33 protein-coding genes and 1 pseudogene are annotated in these 24,510 nt (G+C 33.6%); 5 read left to right on the top strand and 29 right to left on the bottom strand.

Annotated features, from left to right (window positions below; translation table 11 throughout):
- Nucleotides 1-4 precede the first annotated feature (4 nt).
- The 5 genes from ACODS7_RS14290 to ACODS7_RS14270 form a co-directional block, all read right to left on the bottom strand.
- Nucleotides 5-589: an HK97 family phage prohead protease gene (locus tag ACODS7_RS14290; RefSeq protein WP_243169246.1), complete on the bottom strand. Its 585-nt coding sequence runs from the start codon at nt 587-589 to the stop codon at nt 5-7.
- Nucleotides 555-1,766: a phage portal protein gene (locus tag ACODS7_RS14285; RefSeq protein WP_098115888.1), complete on the bottom strand. Its 1,212-nt coding sequence runs from the start codon at nt 1,764-1,766 to the stop codon at nt 555-557. The genes ACODS7_RS14290 and ACODS7_RS14285 overlap by 35 nt, the downstream gene beginning before the upstream one ends.
- 15 nt (nt 1,767-1,781) lie before the next feature.
- On the bottom strand, nt 1,782-3,470 hold the full coding sequence (locus ACODS7_RS14280; RefSeq protein ID WP_001231446.1) for a terminase large subunit: 1,689 nt from the start codon (nt 3,468-3,470) through the stop codon (nt 1,782-1,784).
- The gene (locus ACODS7_RS14275) at nt 3,467-3,841 is read right to left on the bottom strand and encodes a hypothetical protein (RefSeq protein ID WP_098115889.1); all 375 of its coding nucleotides are present in this window, start codon (nt 3,839-3,841) and stop codon (nt 3,467-3,469) included. The genes ACODS7_RS14280 and ACODS7_RS14275 overlap by 4 nt, the downstream gene beginning before the upstream one ends.
- Before the next feature lie 165 nt (nt 3,842-4,006).
- Entirely contained in the window at nt 4,007-4,303 is a 297-nt protein-coding gene (locus ACODS7_RS14270; protein WP_243169229.1) for an HNH endonuclease, read from the bottom strand.
- 332 nt (nt 4,304-4,635) lie between these two features.
- Between ACODS7_RS14270 and ACODS7_RS14265 the strand changes: the two genes are divergently transcribed.
- Together ACODS7_RS14265 and ACODS7_RS14260 are read left to right on the top strand one after the other, a co-directional pair.
- Nucleotides 4,636-4,797: a hypothetical protein gene (locus tag ACODS7_RS14265; RefSeq protein WP_000352021.1), complete on the top strand. Its 162-nt coding sequence runs from the start codon at nt 4,636-4,638 to the stop codon at nt 4,795-4,797.
- 270 nt (nt 4,798-5,067) lie between these two features.
- Entirely contained in the window at nt 5,068-5,490 is a 423-nt protein-coding gene (locus ACODS7_RS14260; protein WP_243169230.1) for a type II toxin-antitoxin system HicB family antitoxin, read from the top strand.
- A gap of 135 nt (nt 5,491-5,625) precedes the next feature.
- Here ACODS7_RS14260 and ACODS7_RS14255 read toward each other — a convergent pair whose 3' ends face one another.
- The 5 genes from ACODS7_RS14255 to ACODS7_RS14235 all read right to left on the bottom strand — a co-directional run bounded on the left by ACODS7_RS14255 (nt 5,626) and on the right by ACODS7_RS14235 (nt 8,847).
- A complete protein-coding gene (locus tag ACODS7_RS14255) occupies nt 5,626-6,405 on the bottom strand; it encodes a GIY-YIG nuclease family protein (RefSeq protein WP_243169231.1) in 780 nt (259 codons plus the stop codon).
- Between the two features lie 213 nt (nt 6,406-6,618).
- The gene (locus ACODS7_RS14250) at nt 6,619-6,897 is read right to left on the bottom strand and encodes a helix-turn-helix transcriptional regulator (RefSeq protein ID WP_243169232.1); all 279 of its coding nucleotides are present in this window, start codon (nt 6,895-6,897) and stop codon (nt 6,619-6,621) included.
- Nucleotides 6,898-7,136: 239 nt separating this feature from the next.
- Nucleotides 7,137-7,271, bottom strand: a complete 135-nt coding sequence (locus ACODS7_RS14245; protein ID WP_001086026.1) for a hypothetical protein — start codon at nt 7,269-7,271, stop codon at nt 7,137-7,139.
- Between the two features lie 227 nt (nt 7,272-7,498).
- A complete protein-coding gene (locus ACODS7_RS14240; protein WP_243169233.1) occupies nt 7,499-8,482 on the bottom strand; it encodes an HNH endonuclease in 984 nt (327 codons plus the stop codon).
- A 32-nt stretch (nt 8,483-8,514) separates the two neighbouring features.
- Nucleotides 8,515-8,847: a nucleotide pyrophosphohydrolase gene (locus tag ACODS7_RS14235; protein ID WP_243169234.1), complete on the bottom strand. Its 333-nt coding sequence runs from the start codon at nt 8,845-8,847 to the stop codon at nt 8,515-8,517.
- A 141-nt stretch (nt 8,848-8,988) separates the two neighbouring features.
- On the opposite strand from ACODS7_RS14235, the gene ACODS7_RS14230 reads away from it, so the two are divergent.
- Complete coding sequence (locus tag ACODS7_RS14230; RefSeq protein ID WP_243169235.1) at nt 8,989-9,624, top strand: HNH endonuclease; 636 nt, start codon at nt 8,989-8,991, stop codon at nt 9,622-9,624.
- An 85-nt stretch (nt 9,625-9,709) separates the two neighbouring features.
- Here the strand turns inward: ACODS7_RS14230 and ACODS7_RS14225 are convergent, their stop codons facing one another.
- From ACODS7_RS14225 to ACODS7_RS14215, 3 genes are all read right to left on the bottom strand, one after another.
- Nucleotides 9,710-10,519 carry a hypothetical protein gene (locus tag ACODS7_RS14225; RefSeq protein ID WP_243169236.1) on the bottom strand — a complete coding sequence of 270 codons (810 nt, stop codon included), beginning with the start codon at nt 10,517-10,519 and terminating at the stop codon, nt 9,710-9,712.
- 329 nt (nt 10,520-10,848) lie between these two features.
- Nucleotides 10,849-11,787 carry an HNH endonuclease gene (locus ACODS7_RS14220; RefSeq protein WP_243169237.1) on the bottom strand — a complete coding sequence of 313 codons (939 nt, stop codon included), beginning with the start codon at nt 11,785-11,787 and terminating at the stop codon, nt 10,849-10,851.
- A 149-nt stretch (nt 11,788-11,936) separates the two neighbouring features.
- Nucleotides 11,937-12,440, bottom strand: coding sequence for a sigma-70 family RNA polymerase sigma factor (locus ACODS7_RS14215; RefSeq protein WP_243169238.1), 504 nt, complete (start codon nt 12,438-12,440; stop codon nt 11,937-11,939).
- Between the two features lie 571 nt (nt 12,441-13,011).
- On the opposite strand from ACODS7_RS14215, the gene ACODS7_RS14210 reads away from it, so the two are divergent.
- Complete coding sequence (locus ACODS7_RS14210; RefSeq protein ID WP_243169239.1) at nt 13,012-14,997, top strand: SIR2 family NAD-dependent protein deacylase; 1,986 nt, start codon at nt 13,012-13,014, stop codon at nt 14,995-14,997.
- A 115-nt stretch (nt 14,998-15,112) separates the two neighbouring features.
- Here the strand turns inward: ACODS7_RS14210 and ACODS7_RS14205 are convergent.
- The 4 genes and pseudogenes from ACODS7_RS14205 to ACODS7_RS14190 form a co-directional block, all read right to left on the bottom strand.
- Nucleotides 15,113-15,340, bottom strand: a pseudogene (locus ACODS7_RS14205) (hypothetical protein).
- An 88-nt stretch (nt 15,341-15,428) separates the two neighbouring features.
- The gene (locus ACODS7_RS14200; RefSeq protein WP_488826922.1) at nt 15,429-16,505 is read right to left on the bottom strand and encodes a hypothetical protein; all 1,077 of its coding nucleotides are present in this window, start codon (nt 16,503-16,505) and stop codon (nt 15,429-15,431) included.
- 140 nt (nt 16,506-16,645) lie between these two features.
- The gene (locus ACODS7_RS14195; RefSeq protein WP_243169279.1) at nt 16,646-16,975 is read right to left on the bottom strand and encodes an ArpU family phage packaging/lysis transcriptional regulator; all 330 of its coding nucleotides are present in this window, start codon (nt 16,973-16,975) and stop codon (nt 16,646-16,648) included.
- Nucleotides 16,976-16,979: 4 nt separating this feature from the next.
- Nucleotides 16,980-17,267 carry a hypothetical protein gene (locus tag ACODS7_RS14190; RefSeq protein ID WP_000520472.1) on the bottom strand — a complete coding sequence of 96 codons (288 nt, stop codon included), beginning with the start codon at nt 17,265-17,267 and terminating at the stop codon, nt 16,980-16,982.
- Nucleotides 17,268-17,403: 136 nt separating this feature from the next.
- Here ACODS7_RS14190 and ACODS7_RS14185 point away from each other — a divergent pair, with 136 nt between their 5' ends.
- Nucleotides 17,404-17,616, top strand: coding sequence for a hypothetical protein (locus tag ACODS7_RS14185; protein ID WP_243169280.1), 213 nt, complete (start codon nt 17,404-17,406; stop codon nt 17,614-17,616).
- 103 nt (nt 17,617-17,719) lie between these two features.
- Here the strand turns inward: ACODS7_RS14185 and thyX are convergent, their stop codons facing one another.
- The 12 genes from thyX to ACODS7_RS14125 form a co-directional block, all read right to left on the bottom strand.
- A complete protein-coding gene (gene thyX / locus ACODS7_RS14180) occupies nt 17,720-18,466 on the bottom strand; it encodes an FAD-dependent thymidylate synthase (RefSeq protein ID WP_243169281.1) in 747 nt (248 codons plus the stop codon).
- Between the two features lie 51 nt (nt 18,467-18,517).
- Nucleotides 18,518-19,297 carry a DNA cytosine methyltransferase gene (locus ACODS7_RS14175; RefSeq protein WP_243169282.1) on the bottom strand — a complete coding sequence of 260 codons (780 nt, stop codon included), beginning with the start codon at nt 19,295-19,297 and terminating at the stop codon, nt 18,518-18,520.
- A gap of 14 nt (nt 19,298-19,311) precedes the next feature.
- Nucleotides 19,312-19,884: a dUTP diphosphatase gene (locus ACODS7_RS14170; protein WP_243169283.1), complete on the bottom strand. Its 573-nt coding sequence runs from the start codon at nt 19,882-19,884 to the stop codon at nt 19,312-19,314.
- Nucleotides 19,885-19,978: 94 nt separating this feature from the next.
- Entirely contained in the window at nt 19,979-20,101 is a 123-nt protein-coding gene (gene fbpA / locus ACODS7_RS14165) for a Fur-regulated basic protein FbpA (RefSeq protein WP_000553935.1), read from the bottom strand.
- Between the two features lie 2 nt (nt 20,102-20,103).
- Nucleotides 20,104-20,733, bottom strand: coding sequence for a hypothetical protein (locus tag ACODS7_RS14160; RefSeq protein WP_243169284.1), 630 nt, complete (start codon nt 20,731-20,733; stop codon nt 20,104-20,106).
- A complete protein-coding gene (locus ACODS7_RS14155; protein ID WP_088065475.1) occupies nt 20,730-20,900 on the bottom strand; it encodes a hypothetical protein in 171 nt (56 codons plus the stop codon). The genes ACODS7_RS14160 and ACODS7_RS14155 overlap by 4 nt, the downstream gene beginning before the upstream one ends.
- Nucleotides 20,901-20,917: 17 nt before the next feature.
- The gene (locus ACODS7_RS14150) at nt 20,918-21,748 is read right to left on the bottom strand and encodes an ATP-binding protein (protein WP_243169285.1); all 831 of its coding nucleotides are present in this window, start codon (nt 21,746-21,748) and stop codon (nt 20,918-20,920) included.
- A complete protein-coding gene (locus tag ACODS7_RS14145; protein WP_243169286.1) occupies nt 21,684-22,442 on the bottom strand; it encodes a conserved phage C-terminal domain-containing protein in 759 nt (252 codons plus the stop codon). The genes ACODS7_RS14150 and ACODS7_RS14145 overlap by 65 nt, the downstream gene beginning before the upstream one ends.
- Nucleotides 22,439-22,711, bottom strand: a complete 273-nt coding sequence (locus tag ACODS7_RS14140) for a hypothetical protein (protein WP_061689871.1) — start codon at nt 22,709-22,711, stop codon at nt 22,439-22,441. The genes ACODS7_RS14145 and ACODS7_RS14140 overlap by 4 nt, the downstream gene beginning before the upstream one ends.
- A gap of 13 nt (nt 22,712-22,724) precedes the next feature.
- Complete coding sequence (locus tag ACODS7_RS14135) at nt 22,725-23,396, bottom strand: DUF1071 domain-containing protein (protein ID WP_016091293.1); 672 nt, start codon at nt 23,394-23,396, stop codon at nt 22,725-22,727.
- The gene (locus ACODS7_RS14130) at nt 23,393-23,875 is read right to left on the bottom strand and encodes a siphovirus Gp157 family protein (protein WP_243169287.1); all 483 of its coding nucleotides are present in this window, start codon (nt 23,873-23,875) and stop codon (nt 23,393-23,395) included. The genes ACODS7_RS14135 and ACODS7_RS14130 overlap by 4 nt, the downstream gene beginning before the upstream one ends.
- Entirely contained in the window at nt 23,872-24,486 is a 615-nt protein-coding gene (locus tag ACODS7_RS14125) for a hypothetical protein (RefSeq protein ID WP_243169288.1), read from the bottom strand. The genes ACODS7_RS14130 and ACODS7_RS14125 overlap by 4 nt, the downstream gene beginning before the upstream one ends.
- Nucleotides 24,487-24,510 lie beyond the last annotated feature (24 nt).

Here is a 24,510-nt window from a genome sequence, read left to right as displayed (position 1 = left end):
TCCCTTATAAATATGTTTTTAAAATTAGTTTTTTACGTAATTCTTTTTGATTGCGTTCATTCACAAATTGTTTATATGGGTCATGACTTCTAGCTGAAACTTGCGAGTCAGGATAAGCCGGGAAGGCTACTGGACTAATCTCTAATAACTTCGCTTTTGTTACACTACGAACTACATTGTCAGGATCTGATTCATCCCATTCTTCCTTGACCATTTGGAAGCCAAAGGAAACACCATCTACATCACCGCGTTTAATCGTCTCGTATGTGTCATTTCCGAGTGTTGTATTGGCTAAGTCTAGTTCAAACCTTAGTCCAATCTCATCTTCAAATAAACGAAGAGTACCATTTTTAGTTCTTCCTAACACTTGTGATGTGTCGTGGCTCCATAAAGCTAATTGATCATCTTGAGTCAAGGACTCTGTGAAAGCTCCTTTTTTAAACTGCTCTTTAAATCGTTGCCAATAGCCCATTGTTACAGATTTCATTTCCCATTTAACTGCATAACCAGAAATTGTTCGAAGGCCATTTTCTAATTCCCTAATTTCAATAGCACTACTCAGTAGTTCCCTCTTTTCCGTCTTGTTCATTGTCATCACCTCCTTCTCCAGTGACATTTCCTTCTTTAACTAAAGCTGTATCTAATCTTCTAATCGGCTTAGATCCACCTTCAATTGGCCCAAGTGAAAGAATTGAACGCCATTCATTTGGTGTCATAGCTCCTCTATCAACCATTTGAACTAAGTCCATCTTTGTACTTAAAGAAGCGTATTGAAGTGAAGAGGATTCAAAGATAATCTTGTTACCAAATCCCCTTTCTCGACGCGAAAAAAGCTTCCTGGTATATTCCCCAGCAAGCTGCATTGCAAATGGCTCAATTTCTGATTCATAATAAGCTGTCCATTCATCTTCATTGTATTTACTTTGGATAATCTTTTCGTTTGTATTAAAGAAATTATAGATACGTTGAACGGTTTCTTGCATTTGCTTTGAATCTGGTACGAATGCTTCAGGTTTTACTTGTTCTAAATCATATCGCGGATCAGAAGAAGCTGCTCCACCATCATTTGAGATATTCAAATAGTTATTCACAAAGTTTTTAACCTGACTATCAATATCTTCTTGTTTTAGTACTGACTTAAACTTAAGAATCCACTTTACTACTGCACTATTTTTAATTGCTTTAACAATACCTTGATCAGTAGTTGTAACAATCTCCATTAACTGCGCTAATGCATTACCAGGATGTTCTCCGAAAAAGTCATTATCATTAAAGTCTTTACGCAAATGAATGATATCTGTATACGGGATTGTCATCTGCTTACCATTTTTAAAATAAAACTTTAAAAAGATGTCTCCCTGTGCCCCTTCTACAACTTCAACTGTTGTACATGGAATAGGATAAATCTCAGTAGGATAACCATAATCATCACGCTTAATATAAGCGAATGCATTATGATTCAACTCCAATTGAACAGCCATTTTCTCTTGAAACATTTGTCCTGTCATCAATGGATTAGGCTCTTCCAGTAAAAATCTCATATAAGAATCTGGATTTATCTTAAATTCAGTAGAGTTATCCCGTATATGCTTGGCTATGAGCTTACCAACCGCTTTCGCTTTAGGACGTATACACGCTCGTATAATGTCACTTTGATAAATGTCCCCATTCCACGCAAAAAAACCTCCACCACTATCGTTTATCATTTCAAAACGAGTTGTAGTAGGAGCCTGTTTCTTTCCAAATATCTTATCAAATAACCCCAAATTCTCACCTCCTTCTTAAATCATGTTGAGGTAGTCATTTCGTTTTTCTTGAAGAACTACATATGCATTTAAAAGTGCTGCTGTGCCATCAATACGACGTCTTTGGTTCTTTGTTTTATTTGGTTGTATATTTAAATTATTATCAATAGCTATAGCTGTATTTGAAAGGCACCACTTATCAATTGCGTTGTTATTATAGTTGACTAACTTAGATTCCAAGTCAGCTCCTAAAAGTTTCATCGGACTAGAAAGGGTCTGTTTACCTTGTGCGATAGGAATCATAGATTCTTTGCCAAAGTATCCTTCCATCTCCTCAACCCAATACTTAGCTGACCATCTATCATAGCCAATCCAAGGTAGATAAATGCCATATTCATCTCGTATTTCTAAGAACCATTTCGTAACAAATTTATAATGAACGGAATTTCCCGGAGTTGTTCTTAATATTCCTTGCTCATGCCATAAATTATATGGAATTTTATCTTCTTTACTTCGCTGCTCTAATAAATCTTCCGGAAGCCAATACATCTGCTTCACATAAATATGTGGGTCTTCTGGGACCATAAAAATAACCTTCGCTGCTGTTAGATCAGTGGTTGAAGATAAATCGCAACCACCAATTCCATAGGAAGGTTTCAACTCTTTGATATTATAGGTAGCTGAGTTATTCAATTGTTCAAATGTTAACCATGCTTCTGATGATGTTTCACGAATATTAAAGTCTTTCGTCAATAAATTGCTCACTAAAAGAGAATTAGCCTTAGCTTTATTTACTTTCGTTTCTAAGTTATCTATTTTCTTTATGGTACCTAAACCCGGATTTGCTTTAGCCCATTTGGTTTTGTCAGTCCACTCTTCTCTTTTATCAAGTTCATAAATAACAGGTAAAAAACGGTCATCTGTATAACCATCTTTATCTTCTAATCCATTCAGTAACATTTCTGCTTCGTCATACTTCATATCATAAACAGATTCTCTTACTGTCCCAGCTGTTGTAATCATAAGAATCAATGGCTGTTCACGTGCTGACGTACCATCGACAATTACGTCATATAAATTCTTGTCCTTCCACGCATGTATTTCATCAAGGGAGGCTCCGTGAACATTTAGACCATCTAATGTATCACTATCACTACCGACTGGTTTAAATACACTATCATTAAAATCTGCCGTTAATTCTTTGACTAAAGTTTTTATTCTTTTCGACAAAGCTGGTGACTTTTTAACCATTCTTTTTGATTCAGACCAAACGATTTTGGCTTGTTGCTCTTTCGTTGCTACCGCATATACCTCGGAACCACCTTCACCATCTGCTACCTGTAGATATAAACATATCCCAGACGAAAGCGTAGACTTACCATTTTTACGTGCAACTACTAAAAATGCTTCCCGATATTTTCTAGTACCATCAATTTTATGAACAAAACCAAAAGTAGCGGCTAAGAAAGCCTGTTGCCAAAGTTCTAGGTCAATTGGTTTTCCAGCCCATTTTGCTTTACTATGCTTACAATAATTTTCGATGAATTCAATAACATGATTAGCTCGATTAGAGTCATATTCATACTCAGAATCATTATTATAAACATCGCTAACGAGTTTCTTATAAATACGTTTAACTTTGTCACCTACTACAATTTCACCAGATTCAATTTTATTGTAATAATCTATTATAGGATTATGTGATAGTGGATATTGTTTTCTCATCGATTCTGCACAAACTTTTCAAATCCATCGTCGGTTTCTTCTTTCTTCTTTAGATCCGGCTTAGGAACATAATCACCTAATTGCTTCATAATGCTTTGATAGTTTTTGTTCATTGCTATATATCGTCGAGCTTGCGGACGTTCCCTCTCATACGGCTCTTGATTCTCTGATTGTGAGAACATTTCATCATAACCATTCTCATCGAGGTCTTTTCGAATATCTTCTAATCGAACACGTAAATCTGCCGCTTCCACAATTAATCCCTCTACTACCAAGAGGGTATCTTTTGGCATTTCTTTATATATTCGTTTAAGTCTGATTATCTCTTTACTAACCCGTTCTTCTTTTGTTAATTCCTTTTTTATTGCCATAAATAACACCTCATCTCTTCTGCATTTTGGGTAGGGGGTCACGCGAAATGACCTGTGTATTACGTGAAGGTACCTCATCGGTCCTTCGAGAGCTTGAAAAAGATTTTGAAATAGGGGGGCTTTTATTTCTTTGGAAATATCAGCGTTCATTTTTCATTTTGATTTTTATTCTTTTTTTATTAAATCCCCATTCTCATCAAACATTACTCCTTCAACAACTGGACTATTCTTCTCATGATGTTCACGGTTGTGGCAATCCTGACATAAAAGTTCTAAGTTATGAAAGCTCAATGTAATCTCTGGGTTATTTATATTCTCTGGTGTTATGTAATCCTTATGATGAACAATCTTTCCTGTCCCCTTACACCTCTCACATAATCCATATCTATATTTAAAATATGAATCCCTACACTTCTTCCATGCTGTGGATTTATAAAATCTCTTTGCATATTCTTTTGCCATGCATCCACCTCAAAACAAATAACCGCTCAATGTTGAACGGTTATCCTTTATATAAAGTTATATGAAACCCAATACGGTAAATGAAGTTTTATATAACATAATTGTCATTAATCCCTATCTACTATTAGGTGGCTTTTGTACGACAAAAATAAAGCTTTTATCTCTTATTGAACAGACTTATATTGAATGCAAATACTCTAAATAGCTTTCCTCTCAACAATTTATATCCTTATATTATTTTATAAAAAAATACAGATAAATTAACTAAATTACCTTTACACGTATTATAATACGTGTTATAATAATAGTATAGAAAGGAGGGAATAAGGGAGATGGACATTCTAGATATTTTAGACAAAGTAAGCGGAATTTCTTCTTTCATCTTAGCGATATACATACTTCTCAAAGAAATCAAAGAAGAAAAAAATAAGCGTCCTCAACGCAAAGGCTCCAGCCGACCAAGCAGAAAACCTAAGCGAAGAAAACGCAAGTAAGCTAACAAGAAGCCCAACCAACTGGTTGGGTTTCTCAAAAAAATATTAACATCTCCCATATCAATATGTCAAAAACTTCATTGATTTTAAATACTATTTGTTTGTTTTTAACAATTCGTTTCTTTATTGTGACCGACTTTTCTAATTTACAAATGTTAGACACTATCTACTTAATAGTGATTATTTTATGGATTCTGGTCTTTGCCATTTCGATTATCAAGAAATTTAAGAAGTAAATCCATTACACTATATTTAGCAGGAGGAAAACAAATGAGCACTTACCAAGACCGCTACATCTACCCATCTATTTTTGATTTTTCTAATGAGCAGGTTACTGTTACATTTCCTGACTTTGCAGATTGTCATGCTAATGGTACTAACTATGAAGATGCCTTTGAAATGGCTAAAAAGACGTTAGCAACTCACCTATATGAAATAGAAGAAAATAAAGGCATTATTCCACCAGCATCTAATCCAGCTTCTATCCAAACTAAAGAGAATCAAGTTATTGGCTTTATTGAAGTATGGATGCCACCATTCCGTAGTGAAATTGAAAATAAAGCAGTAAAGAAAACATTAACTATTCCTCATTGGCTTGATAAAATGGGAAAAGCTAATAATGTAAACTACTCTCAAGTATTACAAGATGCACTAAAAAAACATTTAGGTGTTAATGAAAATAAGAACGTATAAAAGAGATGATTTAATCTTCATCTCTTTTTTCTTTATTTAATACACTCTAAGTACATTAACAAACAAAAAAATAAAATGCATCTCTTGACATGCCTTTTAACTCTATAAATCATTTTTATTAAATCTCAATTAACTCTAAACCTTTTCTTTATATTCAATCGACCAATCTACGCTATCAACACCGTTTTTAATTTTATACTTTTTACAATAATCTTCTTTACTAAGATGACCAAAATGTACCTTTAATTTATCTAGATATTGTTTTGTGAATACTATACTTTTCTCCCTCGCATCACCTTTACAAGCATCCAAATACCTCCAATACTTTCTTCCTACTTCATTCTCTTCAGGATATTTCAGCTTTTCTGTAGTCCAATTATGTAAAGGTTTTTTATAGTAAAACATCATTCTTTCAATAACTTTTCTATCAGCTTCGGATTCAACGTTTAACTTATACAATTCTACACTTGCAAAATAATTACATGGATGAAATGTGTTATGAAATTTTTTAAATACCTTTGTATTAGCTTCCCCGGAAATATGCTCACGCAACCTATTTAAAAAATTTTTTGTTTCTCCTACATATATCGGAGTACCATCTTCACCATAAAAGACATATATACCTCCAGCCAAAGGATAATTCTCTGCAATTATTTTCCACGTATCAGGATTGGCAATATCCTTATATTTTAAAATTTCATCTATCGGCATCATTAGACCTAAGATATGCTGTTCCCTTGAGTCATCTTTACTTTCATGAAAATGAGCTACAACTGGGTTAAAGATTGTACCATCTCCATATTCTGTATAATAAGGGTATTCGTTCGCATAGTTCCAATATTTTTCTTCGTTTAGCTTAAATTCATTTTCAATTAAATCTTCAATATTAAATTGATTGTATAGATGTTTTTCCATTTTTATCTCCTTTTACTTTATAAAGATTATTCGAAATACATTATTCATATTATAAAACTTATTAATCTAATATTGGAAACTTTTATTCAAAATTCCAAATTAAAATTCATAAACTCTTTTCATTTTTCTCCTATCGTCAAAACTATAAATCATTTATTTAACTAATTATAAAAAACTTAATATAAAAAAGAAACAACCGTCTAACATGAACGGTTATTCCTCTTCATATGGTCTATATTTACTACGCAATACTTCTAGTTCTTTCTTCTTCTCTTCAATGTCTTCACGTAGAAATAAACTCACTCGCTCCATTTTCTTAAATGGAACAAGTTTACCATCTTTAATCATTTTACTAATTCGCGCTTTACTAATCCCTAAAATATCCATTACCTCTGGTGCCGTTAATACCTCATCATGTAAAAAAGAAAGCAGTTGCTCTTTATCTTCAAACTTGTACACTTTATTCACCTCTTTTTTCTTTAAAAATCTCATAAAGTCGTAATGACGTTTTTATAATATAAAGAACTAAAAGAATAATTACCACGATATCCAAAACAGTTTTAAAAATACTCGCTTCGATCGAATCTCGAAAATAAGCAAAGTAAAACAGTGTAACGAAAATAATTAAGATGTTCGATGAACTACTTGTTTTCTTCATATTGTTTACAAATTGGCAAGTTGTTATAATGTGTATAGAAGAGAGAAGGTGCGCTTCTCTCTTCCGCTCAAAATCATTTGCGTTTACGTCTGGCTGGGCGTTTTCGTTTGGTTTTGAGCTTTTTCACTTTTTCGTGGATGACTAGGACTTTTTCAATGATTGTTAGTGCTGTAAGTATCATTCCTAGTATCAGTGCTAACTTTGCCAATTTGTTTCCCCCCTTTCGTTCTTTCTATATTTATTATACCATATCTGTTTACCTAAGTAAATAGATTACATGCATTTTCTGATTGTTTTTTGATGTTTTTATCAATTTAATTTCTAATCAAATATACGTTTCTCCTTTGATATCTCGCTTATCTACTACCAGAAACAAAAATAAAAAGCACCCAATCTGGATGCCTTTTGTTCTATAGAAAAAACTATATAACGCTCTTATTTTTTATGGTAATTTAGATGCCACTCAAAATACTCAGCATTATCATTATTCCACGTTAAGCACTCTTTTCCTTGGAGACTCTCAATATAATCTCTTACTGACTCTGGTAAATTATCCGTATTTACCAAACTAATAATTTCTCCATTCAAGACAGTAATGTAACCTTTCTCAAATAAATCATCACAACCAAATTTACACATAGGTATAGCTATATTCTCAATATCTAATCTTTCTTCTATGCTACAAAATGCTCTTTTCTTAATATGTGCAGCTACAAGTAAATCTATAGGATACTCTTTCCCACAAATTCCACAGTTACACGTTTTCTTATCATTGAACAGATATCCACGTAATATCCCTTGCTCTTTTCTCGCCTTGCCTTTTATCTCATTATCCAATGAGGCACTTTGTTCTAAGTCACCTATAATGTCTTTAATGTTTTTCTTTGTTTCTTCCTTTGTACTGATTGGAGCATAAGAAGAACTATACAAATCAAACGCACTCATTATTATGTTACTTTTCTCTTGGTCTAATACTCTAAAACCTTGTATTAGATTTCCCTCTTCATAATCTAATAATCTATTAAAGACACTTAAACTAATGGCTTGATGCTTTATTTCATCTAAGAAGTAAATATACTCCCAGCTTTCACCACTATCTGTTTCTCCCCACAGATGCTTTGCTAATTCTAAATTATGTACCTTATATGCAATGGTAGCAGATGCAAAAATTTGCTTATTAGCTGAAAAGAGAGTTATATCTCCTCTTTGAATCTTCTCCCATTGCTTTATCTTTTGTGGACTTGGAGTTATCCCCCAAACACGGATTAGATTCCCTTTATAAATTTCGGATAACTTATCAGCATCCTCTTGTTGTAAGAAAGGCTTAATTTTTTCAAATTCAATGCCATTACGCATTGTGGATTGAAAATTAAATTTAGCTACTTTATTCCCTGTAGGTTGCAGTATTACGTTGTACATACACTTACACCTCTTCTATTTTATTTATTTTTCTATAGTTCGTTATATTTTTTATTCGATCCAAATGACTTTTCAACTGGATATTTCTTTTGGTTTTTCTCTAATTTTTTTTGAATTACTTCTTCTATATCCAAATTCATTTGGTCAGCCAATAGGATAGAATAAATTAATACATCAGCTAGTTCATCTTTGATGTTTTCAAGATTTTGTTCTATTGCATCTTCACTACTTTTCCACTGAAAATTCTCCAACAACTCGCTAGCCTCTAAAGAAAGAGAAATTGCTAAATCCTTAGGGTTATGAAATTGCTTCCAGTCTCTATCATCTCGAAACTTAAGAATTTCCTTTATTGTATGTTGATTCATTTTTTGAATCCTCCCGCTATTGTCCATTGGTAAATCCTTCTACAATTATATAAAACCAATTGCTTCCATTGCAAAAATTTAGATATACTAATTTTAAAAAGATAGACTGATAATAAATATAATTTACTCGGAGGAATACCTATGAAAAATAACAATCCTTGGTTAAATGAAATTATAGAAATATTAACGGAGTTAGATGGAGCTGGAACACTCAGTCAAATTAAAACAAAAGTTATGGAACGTAATAACATAGACCTAAGTAAATATCAGCATGAACAATCAATAGGTGCACAAATTAGAAAGACCATCTATTATCATTCTAGTGAATGCGATATTTATAAAGGGGAGCGGGATTTATTTTATGCTGTAAATGGTAAAGGAAATGGATGCTGGGGATTACGAAACTTCGATAACAATAATGATTGGGATTTCATCGATCTTGAGGAGGAATTTTCTGAAGGTAAACAAATACTTAGAACTCATTTATCCTATGAACGTAATAGCAAAGTAATTAGGTTAGCAAAAGAACGTTTTAAACAACAGCATGATGGAAAGCTTTTCTGTGAGATTTGCGGTTTTGACTTTCATAAAGTATATGGTGAATTAGGAAAAGATTATATCGAGGGACATCATACAATCCCTGTATCTCAACTAAAAGAAAGAGAAAAGACTAGACTTGAGGATATTATAATGGTTTGTTCCAATTGCCATAGAATGTTACATAGACGTAAACTATGGCTAAGTATCGAAGAATTAAAATTGTTTATACATAAATAAAAACTTAATCCCATTTACTATTCATCATGGTATTTTTATATTCCCTACTTAAAAAGCAGGGAATATAAATTTTTAATATCTATTATCAATTACGCTCCACAAATTCCCATTCGTTACTACTCCCTCGAAGTTCTAGTAAAACTTTAGCTTCATCCTTGCCTCGCATTAAAGAGTAAACATCTTTAACACTATAACCTCCATTTTCTTTTTTGAAATATCTCTCAAGCTTTATTTTTTCATTTTCCATCGTTTGATATATTAATATAATTTTAGTGAATCGATATTCCTTGTGTGGATGGGGGTCCAATAGGATGCATAACTGGTCATCCGGGTGAATTATAGGCATAAAAAGTTCATTAGATAGCTCCTCTTCGTTTCCCTCCAATGTAATAACTGTTTTAATAGAACAGTTCACCACAGATTCTTCAGTGAAATTTTCAATTATACAAAAGTTGAACTTTTCTTCTCTACTCCCTTCATTCTTATAAAAATTATAATTTTCGGTTTTAAATACTTTCCCTTTAAGTTTTTTTGTCATATTACTAAAATCGATTTTAACGTTGTAAATTTCACTTACGATTAAAAATGTTCGTCTTTTAGCTCTACGAGATTCTAACATCTCTTCTTTTTGACTCTTTATTGTTTTCCATACACCTATATACGTTAATGTTCCAGAAGCTAATCCCCCTAAAATCGCTCCTAAGAATCCAACCCAAACAGAGTCTTTAGATATCCCTTCCTTTGGAGTTAAGGCTTCAGGCGCTTTCATAAACATTACAAAATTAGTAATAATAGGAGCCACAATAAGAAACACCAACAAAATAAAGATTATTATTATAGCTAAACTATATTTTTTGTAGGTTTTCAATAAAAAATTTTTAATATCCCTAAGCATACAAATCTCCCTTATAATAATATTATTTACTTATTCATTATAAAGGAAAAAGGAAAATATTATAATATTTTCAAAATTAATTCCTCACCATTCATGACAGAAGAGGTACTTATTGACCCGATTTGCTATTTTCTTTTGCATTAAGGGCGGAGCATACACTCTTTCACACTGATATGTAACTAACCTTTCAACACCTCTACAATTATCAATTAAGCTTGTTTTTTTCATCCTTCTCATGGAATAAGCAGTGTTACAGGTCCTCTAAAAATATAAAAAATATTACTTAGATAGCCAATCACTAAATTAGTAATATTTTTTATACATTCTTATTATCTACGCTTTTGTTCCTGACTTACTACTTCTAGAAACCCTTTTTCTATAACTTCTTTAGATTTTATTACTGTCTTTAAAAACTTTCCACCACGTAAATTATCTTCTATATCGTACTTATTTGCTTCATCTGTAACCATCATCATTCCTTCAAAGGTATCCATTACATTCACATAACAACATAATTTTTCATTGTCTCTTATTAAAATAGCAGTATGTGATTCATCATCTGTAAACCTATTAAAAAAAGTAGGTGGCTTCGTACCTACCAAATCAACAAAACCTTTTAAACCCTCAACTTCTAAATCTTCACTAAAAATATACTCTCTTAATATTTTACCTATTGGATCTTTTAAGTACTCTTCTCCCAGCCAATAACATGTCATTTCATAAATAATTTTAATTATTGCCTTTTTATAGCTATCCAGATCGAAAGCTAAATTAATTTCCATTTCTGGATTTTCAATTTTTTCATACTTAGCTTGAGATAATATTTCTTCCTTAGTTTTAACTTCATTTCCATTTCTTTTTAAGTTTCTATTAATCATTTCTACTACTTTATCAGGATTACTTGCATCTGCTCTTGCAAATACTTGTCCATCTTTTGTTTCTGAAACATATGGTACAACAGCGAGTGATTCAGGTTTTCCATCTTTTGAAAGTTTATACTGCAATTTATAATCTGAGCTTCCTTTAAGGTGCCCATTTCTAAAAGGATTGGGTAGAAATCCACTCTTTCCTTTTATTTTTTTATTCAGTCTTTCAAATTGAGATAATATATTATTTACTAAGTAAGTATCCACATTACTTCCTAACTTTCCATTACATCCTTTACAAACATTATAAATTTTAAAATTACCTCCCAAAGAATCTGGAAATACATGTTCTTCTGAACCTTTTTCAAATTCATTTAAACAAAAAATACATTTGATACTCATTAACCCCGCCTCCAACTAAGATCTTTATTCTCTCTTAAATAATAAATTCAATTGTTATTGTTTCTCTCCATCGACCTCCTAACTTCCACTTGCATACAACCAAATAATACCATGGATTTAATTGTATATAATCACCCAAATAAAAAACCTCATCCGCAATTGCAGAAGAGGCTCTCATTTACCTGTCTTGTTATTTTCTTTTCAGCACGTTCTATCATAGACTGTACCGTACTACATGTAATGTTTAGATATCTAGCAATCTCTCTATACGTTAAACAATATCCCCTAGACATTAGATACACTTCTTTCTCCCGTTCCGTTAACAATGATAATGCATCTTCTAACCTAATCTTATCCCATTCACCAATTACATGTTCTTGTTGATGACTGTCCCACTCATATAAGTTATCATCCATGCTACGAAAATACCTTTGCATTAATAACGGATCACACGCTCTTTCTCTCTGATAAGCTGCTAACCTTTCAATCCCTCTACGAGTTCCCGGTCTTCTCGCCCTTTTCATCCATTCTAAGGAGTAAGAAATGTCGCTAATCATATCAGTGAGAATCTTTACATCTTCCTCTTTAGCATCCTTCTGCGCTTCCCTCAATTGACTTAAAGTCGTGTTATATTGCTTAATCAAATCCTGCATAACCTATCCCTCCTTATAAACAAAAAAGAACACCGTATATAGACTGTGCTTCTCTACATAACAGTGTTCTTTTATTACTTTCATATTTAATTTCTACGCTTCTCTCACTACACAAGCGAATTCCACTTATATAGTCAGAGAAACGGAAAACCGTTCCTCATAGACACAAATCTGTAAGTGTAGCTGATGCTTCTAATTTGTTTGGTAAAGTTCAAGAGAGAAATAAAGTGTTGAGGTGCCCCACGCCTCTTTGAACCGAGGAAAGTATGGTTAGCAATTGGACATTCGGAAGGAACATCCTCGGCTCAAAGAGAGGTGTAACCCTCTCCCCCGTTGGTCGGACCCTTACTTACGTTTATTCGTGAGTAAACTATAATTAATTGCCCTAACCCGAGAAATTTAGATAAATCAAGAAACAACATACAGTACCATTTCCGTGGCAGTTCTTATGACACTTTTAATGATATCCGAATGGTTACTATTTTTTTTATCATTTTATTATCTAATTTTTATTAAATATAAAAGACTTGTTATCAAACATTTGCTATTATTTGTATATAGAATTAAAGGAGTGGACAATTTGGAGAATGAAAATTTAGCAGAGGAAAATACCAACATATATCGTGAATTAGATGATGTTGTTTCGGCTTTAAAAAAAGCTAAGGAAAACAATATAAATGTAAATTTATTAATTGGAGCTGGATGTTCTGTAACAGCAAATATTCCTGCAGCACAAGGTATGGTAGAAACTATAAAAAAGGAGTTTCCTGGGGAGTTCAAGCGCGCAAAAATTAAAGACTATCCTAATTGTATGTCTAAACTTACACCTTCCGAGCGTAAAAATTTGATCTCTCAAATTGTAAAAGACGCAAAAATTAACTGGACACACATTGCTATTGCTCAACTATTAAAACATGGATATATAAATCGTATTTTAACACTTAATTTTGACAATTTAGTTCAACGTGCTTGTTCCCTAGTCAATGAATTCCCAGCTATTTATGATATGACTACCTCTCCTGAGTTTAGAACAGATTTACTATTCGACAAATCTGTAATTCATTTACACGGACAACATACAGGGTTTATTCTATGTAATACAGAAGAAGTAGACGCCCAATCTAAAGTATTACAGCCTGTTTTTGACCAACTTGACCAGAAAAGTTTATGGATTGTTATTGGATATAGTGGTAATAATGATCCTATTTTTAGGTTATTAGCTAAAAAAGAAATTTTTGAACATCGTCTCTTCTGGGTTGGTTTTGAAGAAAATCCTCCCTCTGAAATGCTAAAATCAGATCTTCTCTCTGAAGAAAAATATGCATTTTTTATAAAAGGATTTAATTCTGATGATTTCTTTGTTCTTGTTTCTCAACAACTAGGATGTTTTCCACCTACTTTTATTAGAAAACCATTTACACATTTGTCTGACACACTTGATACACTTTCTAGATATAAAATTCCATCAATGAATAATAGAATGATTAGAAATGTAAATATTGATAATTCTAACGCTATTGATAGCCTGACCAAAAACGTAGTTCAAAAAGCCATAAGTAGTATTGAAAATAACAAAACACTTATGGCTCAACATTTTATTATGGCCGGACTTTTTGATGAAGTGATAAAATTAGCAGAAGAAACTACGGATGAGTTTGATTTGGAGTTTGAATACCAAGTGATTAATGCCTTACGTCAAAAAAATGAATATTCAATTGCAATTGAGCGATTGAATCAGCTAGATAGTAAATTCCCTAATACTTACAAAATTAACGATAGTTTAGCATCGCTATACTCCATAATTGGATTTAGCAAAAAAGATACAAATTCTAAGAAAGATAGCTTAACAAACCTACAATTATCTATGAACTTCGCGATGAAATCATATAAGATATCACCTTCATTGGATAATCTTAAACGTTGGGAAACACGTTTGGCACTCATGCATACCTTTTATCTTACAACCATTCATGATGAAGAAATACATACATTATTACATGAATCGATCAACACTTTTGTTAAACATTTAAAATCTTTCACAGCAGACAATAGTGACGAATTAACTTCTATGAATTTCTTTTTTATAGCACGTCTATATATAGAAGAACAACATTTTGAATACGCACAGTTTATATTAGAGAGTATACAAGATATAAATTTCCTTAACACTGATTCTCAAGCAAATTTAATGGCTACATGGGGATTATGGTATTTTAGAAATATGAATTGTAATTTTGATACGTCTCTAAAAGAAGGAATACGTTATTATCAAGAAGGCATGAGCTTAATACATAAAAAGACTGACGATGATTCGAGTGATAACTTATACAGTGCAATAAAACAACAATTCCTACTTGAACATGCTAAGTTCCTATTACAGCATGCTCAACCTAAAGAAAAGATTATCTCCATGCTAGAAGAATGTATCGGATTAGGTAAACTTTCTGCTCTAGATAGCGATATTCAGACAGAAGCAGTTAGTATATTAGGATCTATAAACATCCAAAATACTATTCTATCAGAAGTAGCTTATACTACTTCACCGAACTCACTATAACTTTAAATAAAAGATAACCACCCGTAAGAACAAGTGGTTATCTTTTATTTAAACTAATTTTCTTTCCTAGACTCCTATAATACGTCCTGACATACATAATATTCTTATTAAATTACTAAAAATGCTCTCCAGAATAAACCTTCAACTGTTCAACAGCCACCACTCCCGCTTGTTCCTCACAATCTATTAAAGACAGTCCTTGTGACATAGAGCTCCAAAACTCATATCCTCAATCTTCCATCCACCTATAAACTTCCATTGTATACAAACAATCTTTTCGTTTTATTATTTCAGCTTTATATTGTTTACTTGGTGAAAAATATTCTTTTACAACTTTTTCCACGATTTTATTCTCTCCTTAAAAATATCCCTACAGTTAATTTAGAAAAAATAAAAGCATGTGCTTTGGACACATGCTTTTACTTTTTAGCTTACTTTGATCTTTTGCTTATTCTTTGAAAACGCAGATGTTTACACCTTTGTCTTCGTGTCTGGTTCCATCTTTTCTCCTTCAGCTCCGCTTTAGCTCTTGCTTCTGATTCCACCTTGACCCTTGCTTCCGCTTCCAGTCTCGCTTCTGTTTCTGCCTTGACCCTTGCTTCTGCTTCCAGCCTTGCTTTTTCTTCTGCCTTGGCCTTTGTTTCTGCTTCCAGCCTTGCTTTTTCTTCTGCCTTGGCCTTTGTTTCTGCTCCCAGTCTTGCTTTTTCTTCTGCTTTTGCCTTTGTTTCTGCTTCCAGCCTTGCTTTTGCCTTTGCTTTTTCTTCCAATTCTTTTTCTAGGTCTTTTATGCACATATCCGTTACTTCTTGAAAAACTCTTACTCTATTTTTACTCGTATTATTTATTATAGTAGTAACCACCATAAGAAGTAATCCAAAAAGAAACAATGCGCCAGATGCATTATAAAACAAACTAGAATTATTAATCTTATTTATCACTTCTTCAGGAATAAACTGATCTATAATTAATCTAATTCTATCATTAACTACTAAAAAGACAAAAATCGAGGAAAGCATCCCTACTATAAATGTTTGTAAAACTGATGTAGTCATATCTTTCTCTTCTACATTTAAGTACGCCTTAAACGCCCTCATTCTTTCGTTATCTTCTTCGAAATAATTGCGTATCTTCTCTTTTAGTCTAGAAATATTCCCCAACACATCTTCATTAGCTTTTACATCTTGAGTAGCGTTCTGGTCACTGCCACTTTCAACAATTTCTTTCCGCTTCCCTTCAATTGGTTGTAAAATGCCTGTCCATGCATATAAATTTAGTTCTCCAAACTTCTTATCCGCTCCTTTCCTTGTCATTACCTTTTCATTTATATGCCAATAGGCTATATTGAATAAATTAAATGCGGCAGCACAAGATAAATATAAGATTACAATATAAATATCAACCGTCCACGTTGCACCAATTTGAGAGGCAATTAATTTACTAAAACAAGGATATATAAAAAATAATATCCATAATATAATTGTCAACCACAATGATTTATATCTAAACACCTTCATAACCCCTCTCTTTTTTCTTATTATTTTTTTAACCTTCATACTGCCTATTTTGAATAATTTAAACCATTCGAAATAAAGCAGTATGATAATCATTTTACTAATTACACTACTAAATCACAATATAAAAATTTACATTATTTGTTTAACTCCATCTCAATTCCTAATTCATAGGCATAAGCATAAAAAGCACGATTTCTTTTTCTATAATAGTCACCTTCTGATAAATTTAATTCTCTAATTAATTCAAACCTATTAACCTTACTTTTAGACATATATTTCTGAATAATTGCCCGATCACATTCACTTTCTAATTTGTAAAGCGCTTCATCCATTGTTTCAATGTAATTACTTCTTTCCTTCTTCCCCTTATTATTTTTTAAATAAATTCTATATTTATTTAATGCTGTGAGAACATTTTTTTTCGTAGCCTCTTTATCAAGTACAGGTAGGGCAATATCCAACATAATCTCACTCCTTCACCATTTTCAAAAATGTATCCAACGGCATGACTACTAACCAAGGTTTTCTATCCGCTTTTATTGCTAATGCATCTGGCTGTTCACGTTCATCCTCCAACCAGTTATATAAAGTCTTGAATCCTTCCTTCCTCGCTTTTACCTCCCATTCAAGACCTAAACCCTTCACATCATTTGAGTACCCGTCCATGGCACCAGAGAGCGGTACACGAGCACCGCCTATCAAACTAGCAAATTCTCTTTCACGTCTCATTCCTTTATCTCGTTGACTCTTCCCCATTTATAAATCTCCATTTCTTTAAAAGGATTATTTTGTTAAACTCCAATATGCAATATTGCATATTCTGTACTTTCAATTTTCTTACATGCGATAATTTATTTATAAAAATACAAAGTATTAGTTAGGGTGATTTTATATGAACAAGTTCAAAAAGAAGATCATTAAATCTTTACAAACATTTTGGGGATGCTTAGCATTCGGTGGATTAATGTTTGCTATCTTCTTAATTATGGATCTAACAGATACACCTTTAAATACATTAGGCTGGAGAGACTGGCTAGGTTCTGCAGTAGGTGCAGCTATTGTAGCTGTTGGAATGTTTACTTTAAGTAAATTAGATTTAAAATAAATATTCCGTCAATTCTATAGATACACCAGTCTCCAATTCCCCTGGAGATGAGTGGCTAGCTTTTGCTAGCTGCTCTTTTATTTGTAACCTCGTTAGGCTTCTGTTACTTTTCACTTCCGAAAAATTTGTCTACCCACTTTTCAACTTTTACAACTTCTTGCCTTAATTGTTCTGCCAACTCTGCGATTTCTGCTTGAGCACCTTTCCCTTTTCTACGTTTATTGTAGAAATCTAAAAGCCCCCGTAAATTGACTGTTAAGACTAGGTTAGTTGTAGCTGCGTTTGGAAGTACACTGCGAGCATCCTCAGCAGGAATTCCTAATGTTCTAAGTAAATCATAATCACTTTGTAGCTTGTACATCATCTCATTGTATACTTTAACTACTTCTTCCCCTTTAGCTTTAACCGTTTCAGGCACTATATAATCAAACCCACCTATCTTATCATCGCTTCCCATGCGTACATACCTTTGAGATTGGACTGAATAACTGAATCCTACACGGTGACGAGTTAACTGAGTGAGTAACGCTCTGCTAACTCCTTCTACTGCAAAGGTATATGTTAGATGCTCTAGTGTTGAAGTATGCCCTGAACCCACAATATGTCTAATGAGCCGATCTACTTCTTTTCCACCTTTTCCATCAGTTGCTTTGCCCTTGAAGTACTTCTCTCCCTCTAAAGATACAATCCTACTAGGTTTATTTGGCGAGTAGCACGTACGGATTGCCGATAAAGCTACTACTTGCCCATGGGTAGGATCAAAATCTTCCTCTCCAATACCAGATACAAGAGCTAAATAATTAACAAATCCCTCAGATAATTGCGTATGTGCTAGTAGCTTTACATCCATATTTAAATTCTCCTTTTCCTAATAAATTTGTAACCTCGTTAGAAAAGTTTTTCATAATAAACCTTCAATTTTTGCTATCGCCTCAAATATAGGATAGATCTGTTGCGGGACCACTGCATTGCCCAAGAATCTCAATCTATCTTCGTCCAATCTTGTGGCAGTCCCATCATCCATTCCACAAATTGCGGGTTTATTTTCTTCCCAATATGTTCTGGAAAGTGTTCCCCGATTGATCCCGGTAGTGTTTTCCCATGCTTCCCGTTTGCTTCTGAAGGGCACAACTCTCGGATCGGCTTGTAATTTTGACTTGTCGTCGGAGTGGCCAATAATAAATGTCCGGTATCTTTGATGTGGCGCGCCGACACTGACAGCCGGAAATGCAAACGTCCTTGTCGAGTAGTTTTCTTCTTCCAAATCGGAGAGCACGGTGTCCAAGCCCATTGTGACGTGTCCAGCAACATTTTCTCCAACAAACCAAGTGGGTCTGATTTCTTTAATGAGTCGGAAAACTTCTGGCCATAGCCATCTTTCGTCTTCTGCACCTTTTCTCTTTCCTGCCATGCTTTCTCCCTGACAGGGATATCCTGCTGAAATAACTCCAATTGAATCAACATCAACACCTCCATCTATTAATGATTGTTTCGTAAGTTTATATAAATCCGGGAAAATAGGAATGTTAGGATAGTTCTTTCTAAGTACGTTTTGATTGAACTCTTCTATTTCGCAAAAGGCTGCTGTTCCAATTCCAGCCCAATCCGCTGCCATGCTTATGCCTGCAATTCCCGAACATAGATCCAACATTTTCAGTCCAGATTTCTTATTTCTGCACATAAACCCAACTCATCCTAATAACCATTTTCCTGTCTCTCAAAGTTTTCCGCATTCTTTTCCTTATACGAATCAATAACATCCTCATACGTAAATCCGTACAAATAGCAAATACGAAAGAAGATACCAAACGCTCGTCTTAAATGTCCCATTGTTGTGGTTAAATCTCTGTACTGACACCATGCCCTTTTTGCGGTCAACACATCTTGCATGTACCATTCGAACAGCATATTTACATTACTTGTATCTTTTCTCATAATTGATTGCATACTAAACGATGGAATAAGTTCATGTCTCCATGTACATTTATCTAATTCAATTACAATGTTCATAAGAAAATGGAGACCATCTATTAACTCTTCTAATAGACCATTCTTTGGAACTCCAAATCCTGTACTCCACATCTTAAACGCTCGAGTTTCGTTCCATGCTTCACTGATCTCCACCAGTAATGCACGAAACAACATATCCATTTTGTCATTTCCTTTATATCCAATTCGTTTATCCAGTTCTTTTTGCATTTCAAATAGTTCCGCAATATCAAAGTTTTGTTTCTTCTCTTCAGATGTAATTGTGTGTAACTGAATCATTATAAGTTCACTCCAAGTTTGTATTTTAATAAGAATATAGTCACACTAATCAAAAGCCAGCTGACTAAAATGATTGCCATTTCCTTTTTAAAGCTCACTCTTCTCCCTCCAACATTTCCACTAACTCCTCAAACGAGCATTCGAACAAATCTCGAAGCCCGTCCTTGGATTTATAAATACCTCTATCAATCAGTTGATCTATGATGTGTTGATGCAAAACTACCCCACCATGTCCTCGACACAAAATTGTAATTCCATACTTTTAGCAGTAAAGTACTTTACTGGAGTATCTTTTTCATTAATTGCCACACACCCTAAAACACCCTCAAATTTGTTATCTTCAGTTTGAACAATTACTTTGTATAGGACATCTTCACGCTCACAAATGTCACCTAATTTAAACTCATCCATCTTACGTTTTTTCTTATAAAACATTATGAAACGCTCAAATTCTTCTAACTCTTCATCAGTTGCTTTTCGAAATGTACTCTCTTGATATTTTTTAAAGAAACACCCATGTTCATAAAAACGATAGTCACCGACTTTTAAGCCCATTATTAAGTAATACTTTTCTTGTGTTTCTTCTTTTAAAACCCCATACCATTTATCACTTAAACCTTCTATTACAAACATTTCGCCTTCTTCTAAATTCAATGGTTCTTCATAATCCACAAACTCATTTTCAAAAAAGAAATCCATACTAATTGCTGATGGTACAATACGCTGACTACTTATCCCCAAAACCTCATGCTTACCTTCTTTTAATGTGTGTGCAAAAAAATCATTCTTTTCTTTAATCCAATTCGTTTTCATTCTTTCAATCGCTTCAAATCCTGTATATGTTTTCATTCTTTTCCCTTCGCTTTCTTTAACATTTCTTCAATCCGTTTTCCCGTTGTATTTTTATAGTCCTCACATGACCATTCAGCGTTATTTGTCGGAGATGGTGTAAATACCATCCCCCAACTACTAACGCTTGAAATATGGACATTGGGACGAATTACAGTAATGGTCATATTAGTTCGTCTCCCTTTTAAAAAGGTAATTTTCTTTTCCGCTTATCTCTTGTAAACTTAAACTCAATATGCCTGTATGTATTGAACATACGTGACGTAATACGTTCGTCGTAAGCTTTCATCACAGCTTCACCTGTTAGATTTGTTGTGACGATTGTTTTCTTTCCTTGTCTTCCATCAAAGACTTTAAACAGGACACGATTCACGAATGCAGTTGCCTTTGGATCCACTGCATCCATATCACCTAGTTCCGCACCTAAGTCATCAATCACTAATAAATCTGCACTAACTAGTAAATTAACAATGCTATGCTCAGACTCCTCAGATTGCCCATTGAACGTAGAACGTATATAGTCAAATAGTTCTGATACAGAAACATAAAGAACCGTCCCTGTGCTATTCTCATTCATTTCATGAGCAATTGAATAGGCAAGATGACTTTTACCTGCACCTACTTTTCCAACTAGAATTAAATTAAACCTCACATCATCCAAGTAATCCTCAAGCGCTCGTTTTGCTAAGGTGTAATTCTTTTCATCCTCTTCACAGTCAGATTTAAAAGTTGAGAATCTAGCAAGTTTAATTGTTTCATCTTTAATCAAGCTCTTATCGTAAAACATACTTTTACGTTTTCTCTGTTCCTTCTCATCTCGGAATACACTCATTTCAGCTTCTAGCTTTTGATTATCTTCTGCCAACTTACATACTGGGCAAACTACTTCACCGTTTATCTTCATGAATCGAACAGTACGTTTACGTTCTTTTTTGCAAACCTCACATGTATCAGAAAGGAAGATCATCTTCTTCGAAAGGGTCTTTGCTATATCTGTTACCTTTACTAGAGCCATGTTTTCCTTCCACCTTTCCTTGTTGTAAATAGCCTTCAAACTTTGTACCAAATAATGTTTCTGGTCTTAGATACTTTGCTTGTTCCGTTCTTAGCCATTCTTTAGCTTTTGTATCAATCACAGTTTTAAAGTTATCCACAGTGAATCCTTCTACTAATCTAGTATTAATTAATGTTTGTGTTTTCTTAGATGTTAAACGGTAACTACTACCACACACATCGTTGAGATAGTTTACTATCTCGACTATATATTCTTTAATCTCTGATGTAGTCTCTGTGTTAGTCTCTGGTATTGGTTTACCCAAATTGGGTACATCCATTTGCCCATTTTGGGTAGACCGTCTACCCAAGTTGGGTACATCGTTTGTGGATTCTAACAAACGGAGTTTTTCATAATTAATGGAATACCATTTCGTCTTATCAAACTTAGCTCGATTATAATTACCTATAACAAGAAGCTGTTCATCTTCTAAATTCTTTACAATACGTCTAATGGTATTCTCACTCCAAAATGGAAATTGTTTAACCCATTCTGCCACACTGTTATATACCCAGTTTCTTTTATCATAAAAATGCTTAGATCTATTTAGCCAATAATGTATTTGTTGTAGAAATATTGCCTCATTTAAACCAATTCTGCTTGCCAGTCCTGGAAGAACAAGTAATGGTTCTTCATGAATTAATAAATTACTCATCTCTTCACCTTCCTCATAACAACTTCATAATAGAATCCACGGTCACGATCCATCACAAGGCAACCTTTAAACAGATGAGGATTTTCATCATTTCTATGTTTAACTGTTTCTAACACTTTTCGAATAGGAAATAAGTAATCAAACCCTTCATACTCTAAACGACGACAGCGCTTAAGTAATTCAGATAACCTTTTATCACGTAAATACCGAGTACCTAAACTTCTATTCAAAGCTATTGGCATTGAACCATCTCTTACTATCGTTTTCATTTCAGTCACCCACCTATTGTGCTTGCTGTTGCTTTTCTTTCGCTTCGTTTAACCACGATGTTATTGTTTTTTGTAACTGAGATGCTTGTTGCACTGTCATTCCTTTGAAAGATTGAATTCCTAATGACTGTTTTACAGTGTTCTTCGTTTCTTCAAATGACATATTATATACTTCCGATAATTCTCTAATTTGCACATGAATTGCTTTTATTCTTTGTTCATTTGCAACCTCTGCCTGTCTAGCTTGCTCCTGTTGTGGAACGTTATCTAGTTGCTTAGCTGCTTGTTTAGGTTCATCATCATGTGGAATATCTTCACCTGAATAGATGTACAAGCCTAATCCGTGTAGTGCAATAGCTTTTGCTAGGCACCTTTGAATCGACGTGTTTATTTGAAATGATGTAGGTTTTGCGATTGGCTTATTATAGTTATCCAATACAGGATGAATTTGCGAACGTGTGATGTTATTTACCGTTACTTCAACTTCTACAAAATACCCAACTTCTGTTTTCATATAAGGTAATCCATCAAACCTAACAACTTGCCATGTCGCATCAGGATACTTCTTTAGAAGTTGATCTACAGCCCATGACCAACTTAGATAACTAAAACGTCCCTTCTTCTCAACATGTTTACTGACGTCAATAACTGCTAATTCTGCAAAGTAATTTTTAGTTTCACTCATCGGATTCTCACACTCTCACCTTGTTTTAATGAAATACCATCCCACTTCATACCATTCTTAATCGCTAGTAATAATGCTTTTTTATCTACCTTCGGATTCTGCGGAATCATGTATTCTGTTGGAATAACTGCATCCTCTGCAATATCTAAACTTGCTGGATTCTTTTGAATACCTACTGTTATCAATGCACCTTTAATACGTCTTTTATCCACAGCAACCATTTGATGATATAAATAGTCCTTAATATTTTTACAGTTGTTCTCAAAAGACTTACGACGTTCAGCCAAACGATTTTCTTCTCCTTTAATCACTTCAACTTGCGCTTCAATATTGCGAATCAATAACGCTGCACCTTGTACTTTCTCTTCAATTGCTTCACCGATTGATTGAAGTGTATCGTTAATTACTTCCGAATCTGCCCCGTCTTCAATCATTTGCTGTAATTCACAGAAATTTTTACTTAACTCGTATAATTTCATTTTGATTCCACCTTTCCAACCTTAGATAGTGCTCGTTCTATTGGCCAACCTCTATACAACCTTGTCCGAACAGTTGCATAAGGTATTCCAAGAATTTCACATGCCTTTGTTATCGGTAATTTTTCTCCATTTATTTCTACAAGACGATTGCTTCTTCTGTTTAATGCCTGTTCTTGAGTTGTAGCCCATCTACAATTCTCTTTGGAATACCCTAAATTGTTGTCAATTCTCTCTATAGAAAGTGAATCAGAATAGCCATCTTTCATATCTTCATAAAAGTTAAGGAATTCTTTCCATCTATCGCACACTGAGATACCTCTACCACCGTATCTGTTATAATTAGAAGCATTTTCATCTGTACATCTTTGAACCATAGAGGCCCAAATGGTATAAATCCTTGTATATCTGAGATTGTGTTTTACTGAATTATATTTCCGAAGACATCCACAACTTTGGGTTTTTCTAAGGATCAAACTACTTTTACAAACAACCTTTTCATTTCCACATTCACATCTACAAAGAATAGTTCTTGGTTTCGAATGTCCTCCCTTGAACTCTTTAATAGCTGTCAATTTCCCAAATTTTTTACCGACTACATTATTTTCTTTCATTGTTTTTACCTCCTAACATATTTT

The sequence above is a fragment of the Bacillus sp. FG16 genome (assembly GCF_057809515.1).
Note: the sequence above shows the minus strand (reverse complement) of the source record. Positions and strands in the feature narration are given on the sequence as shown.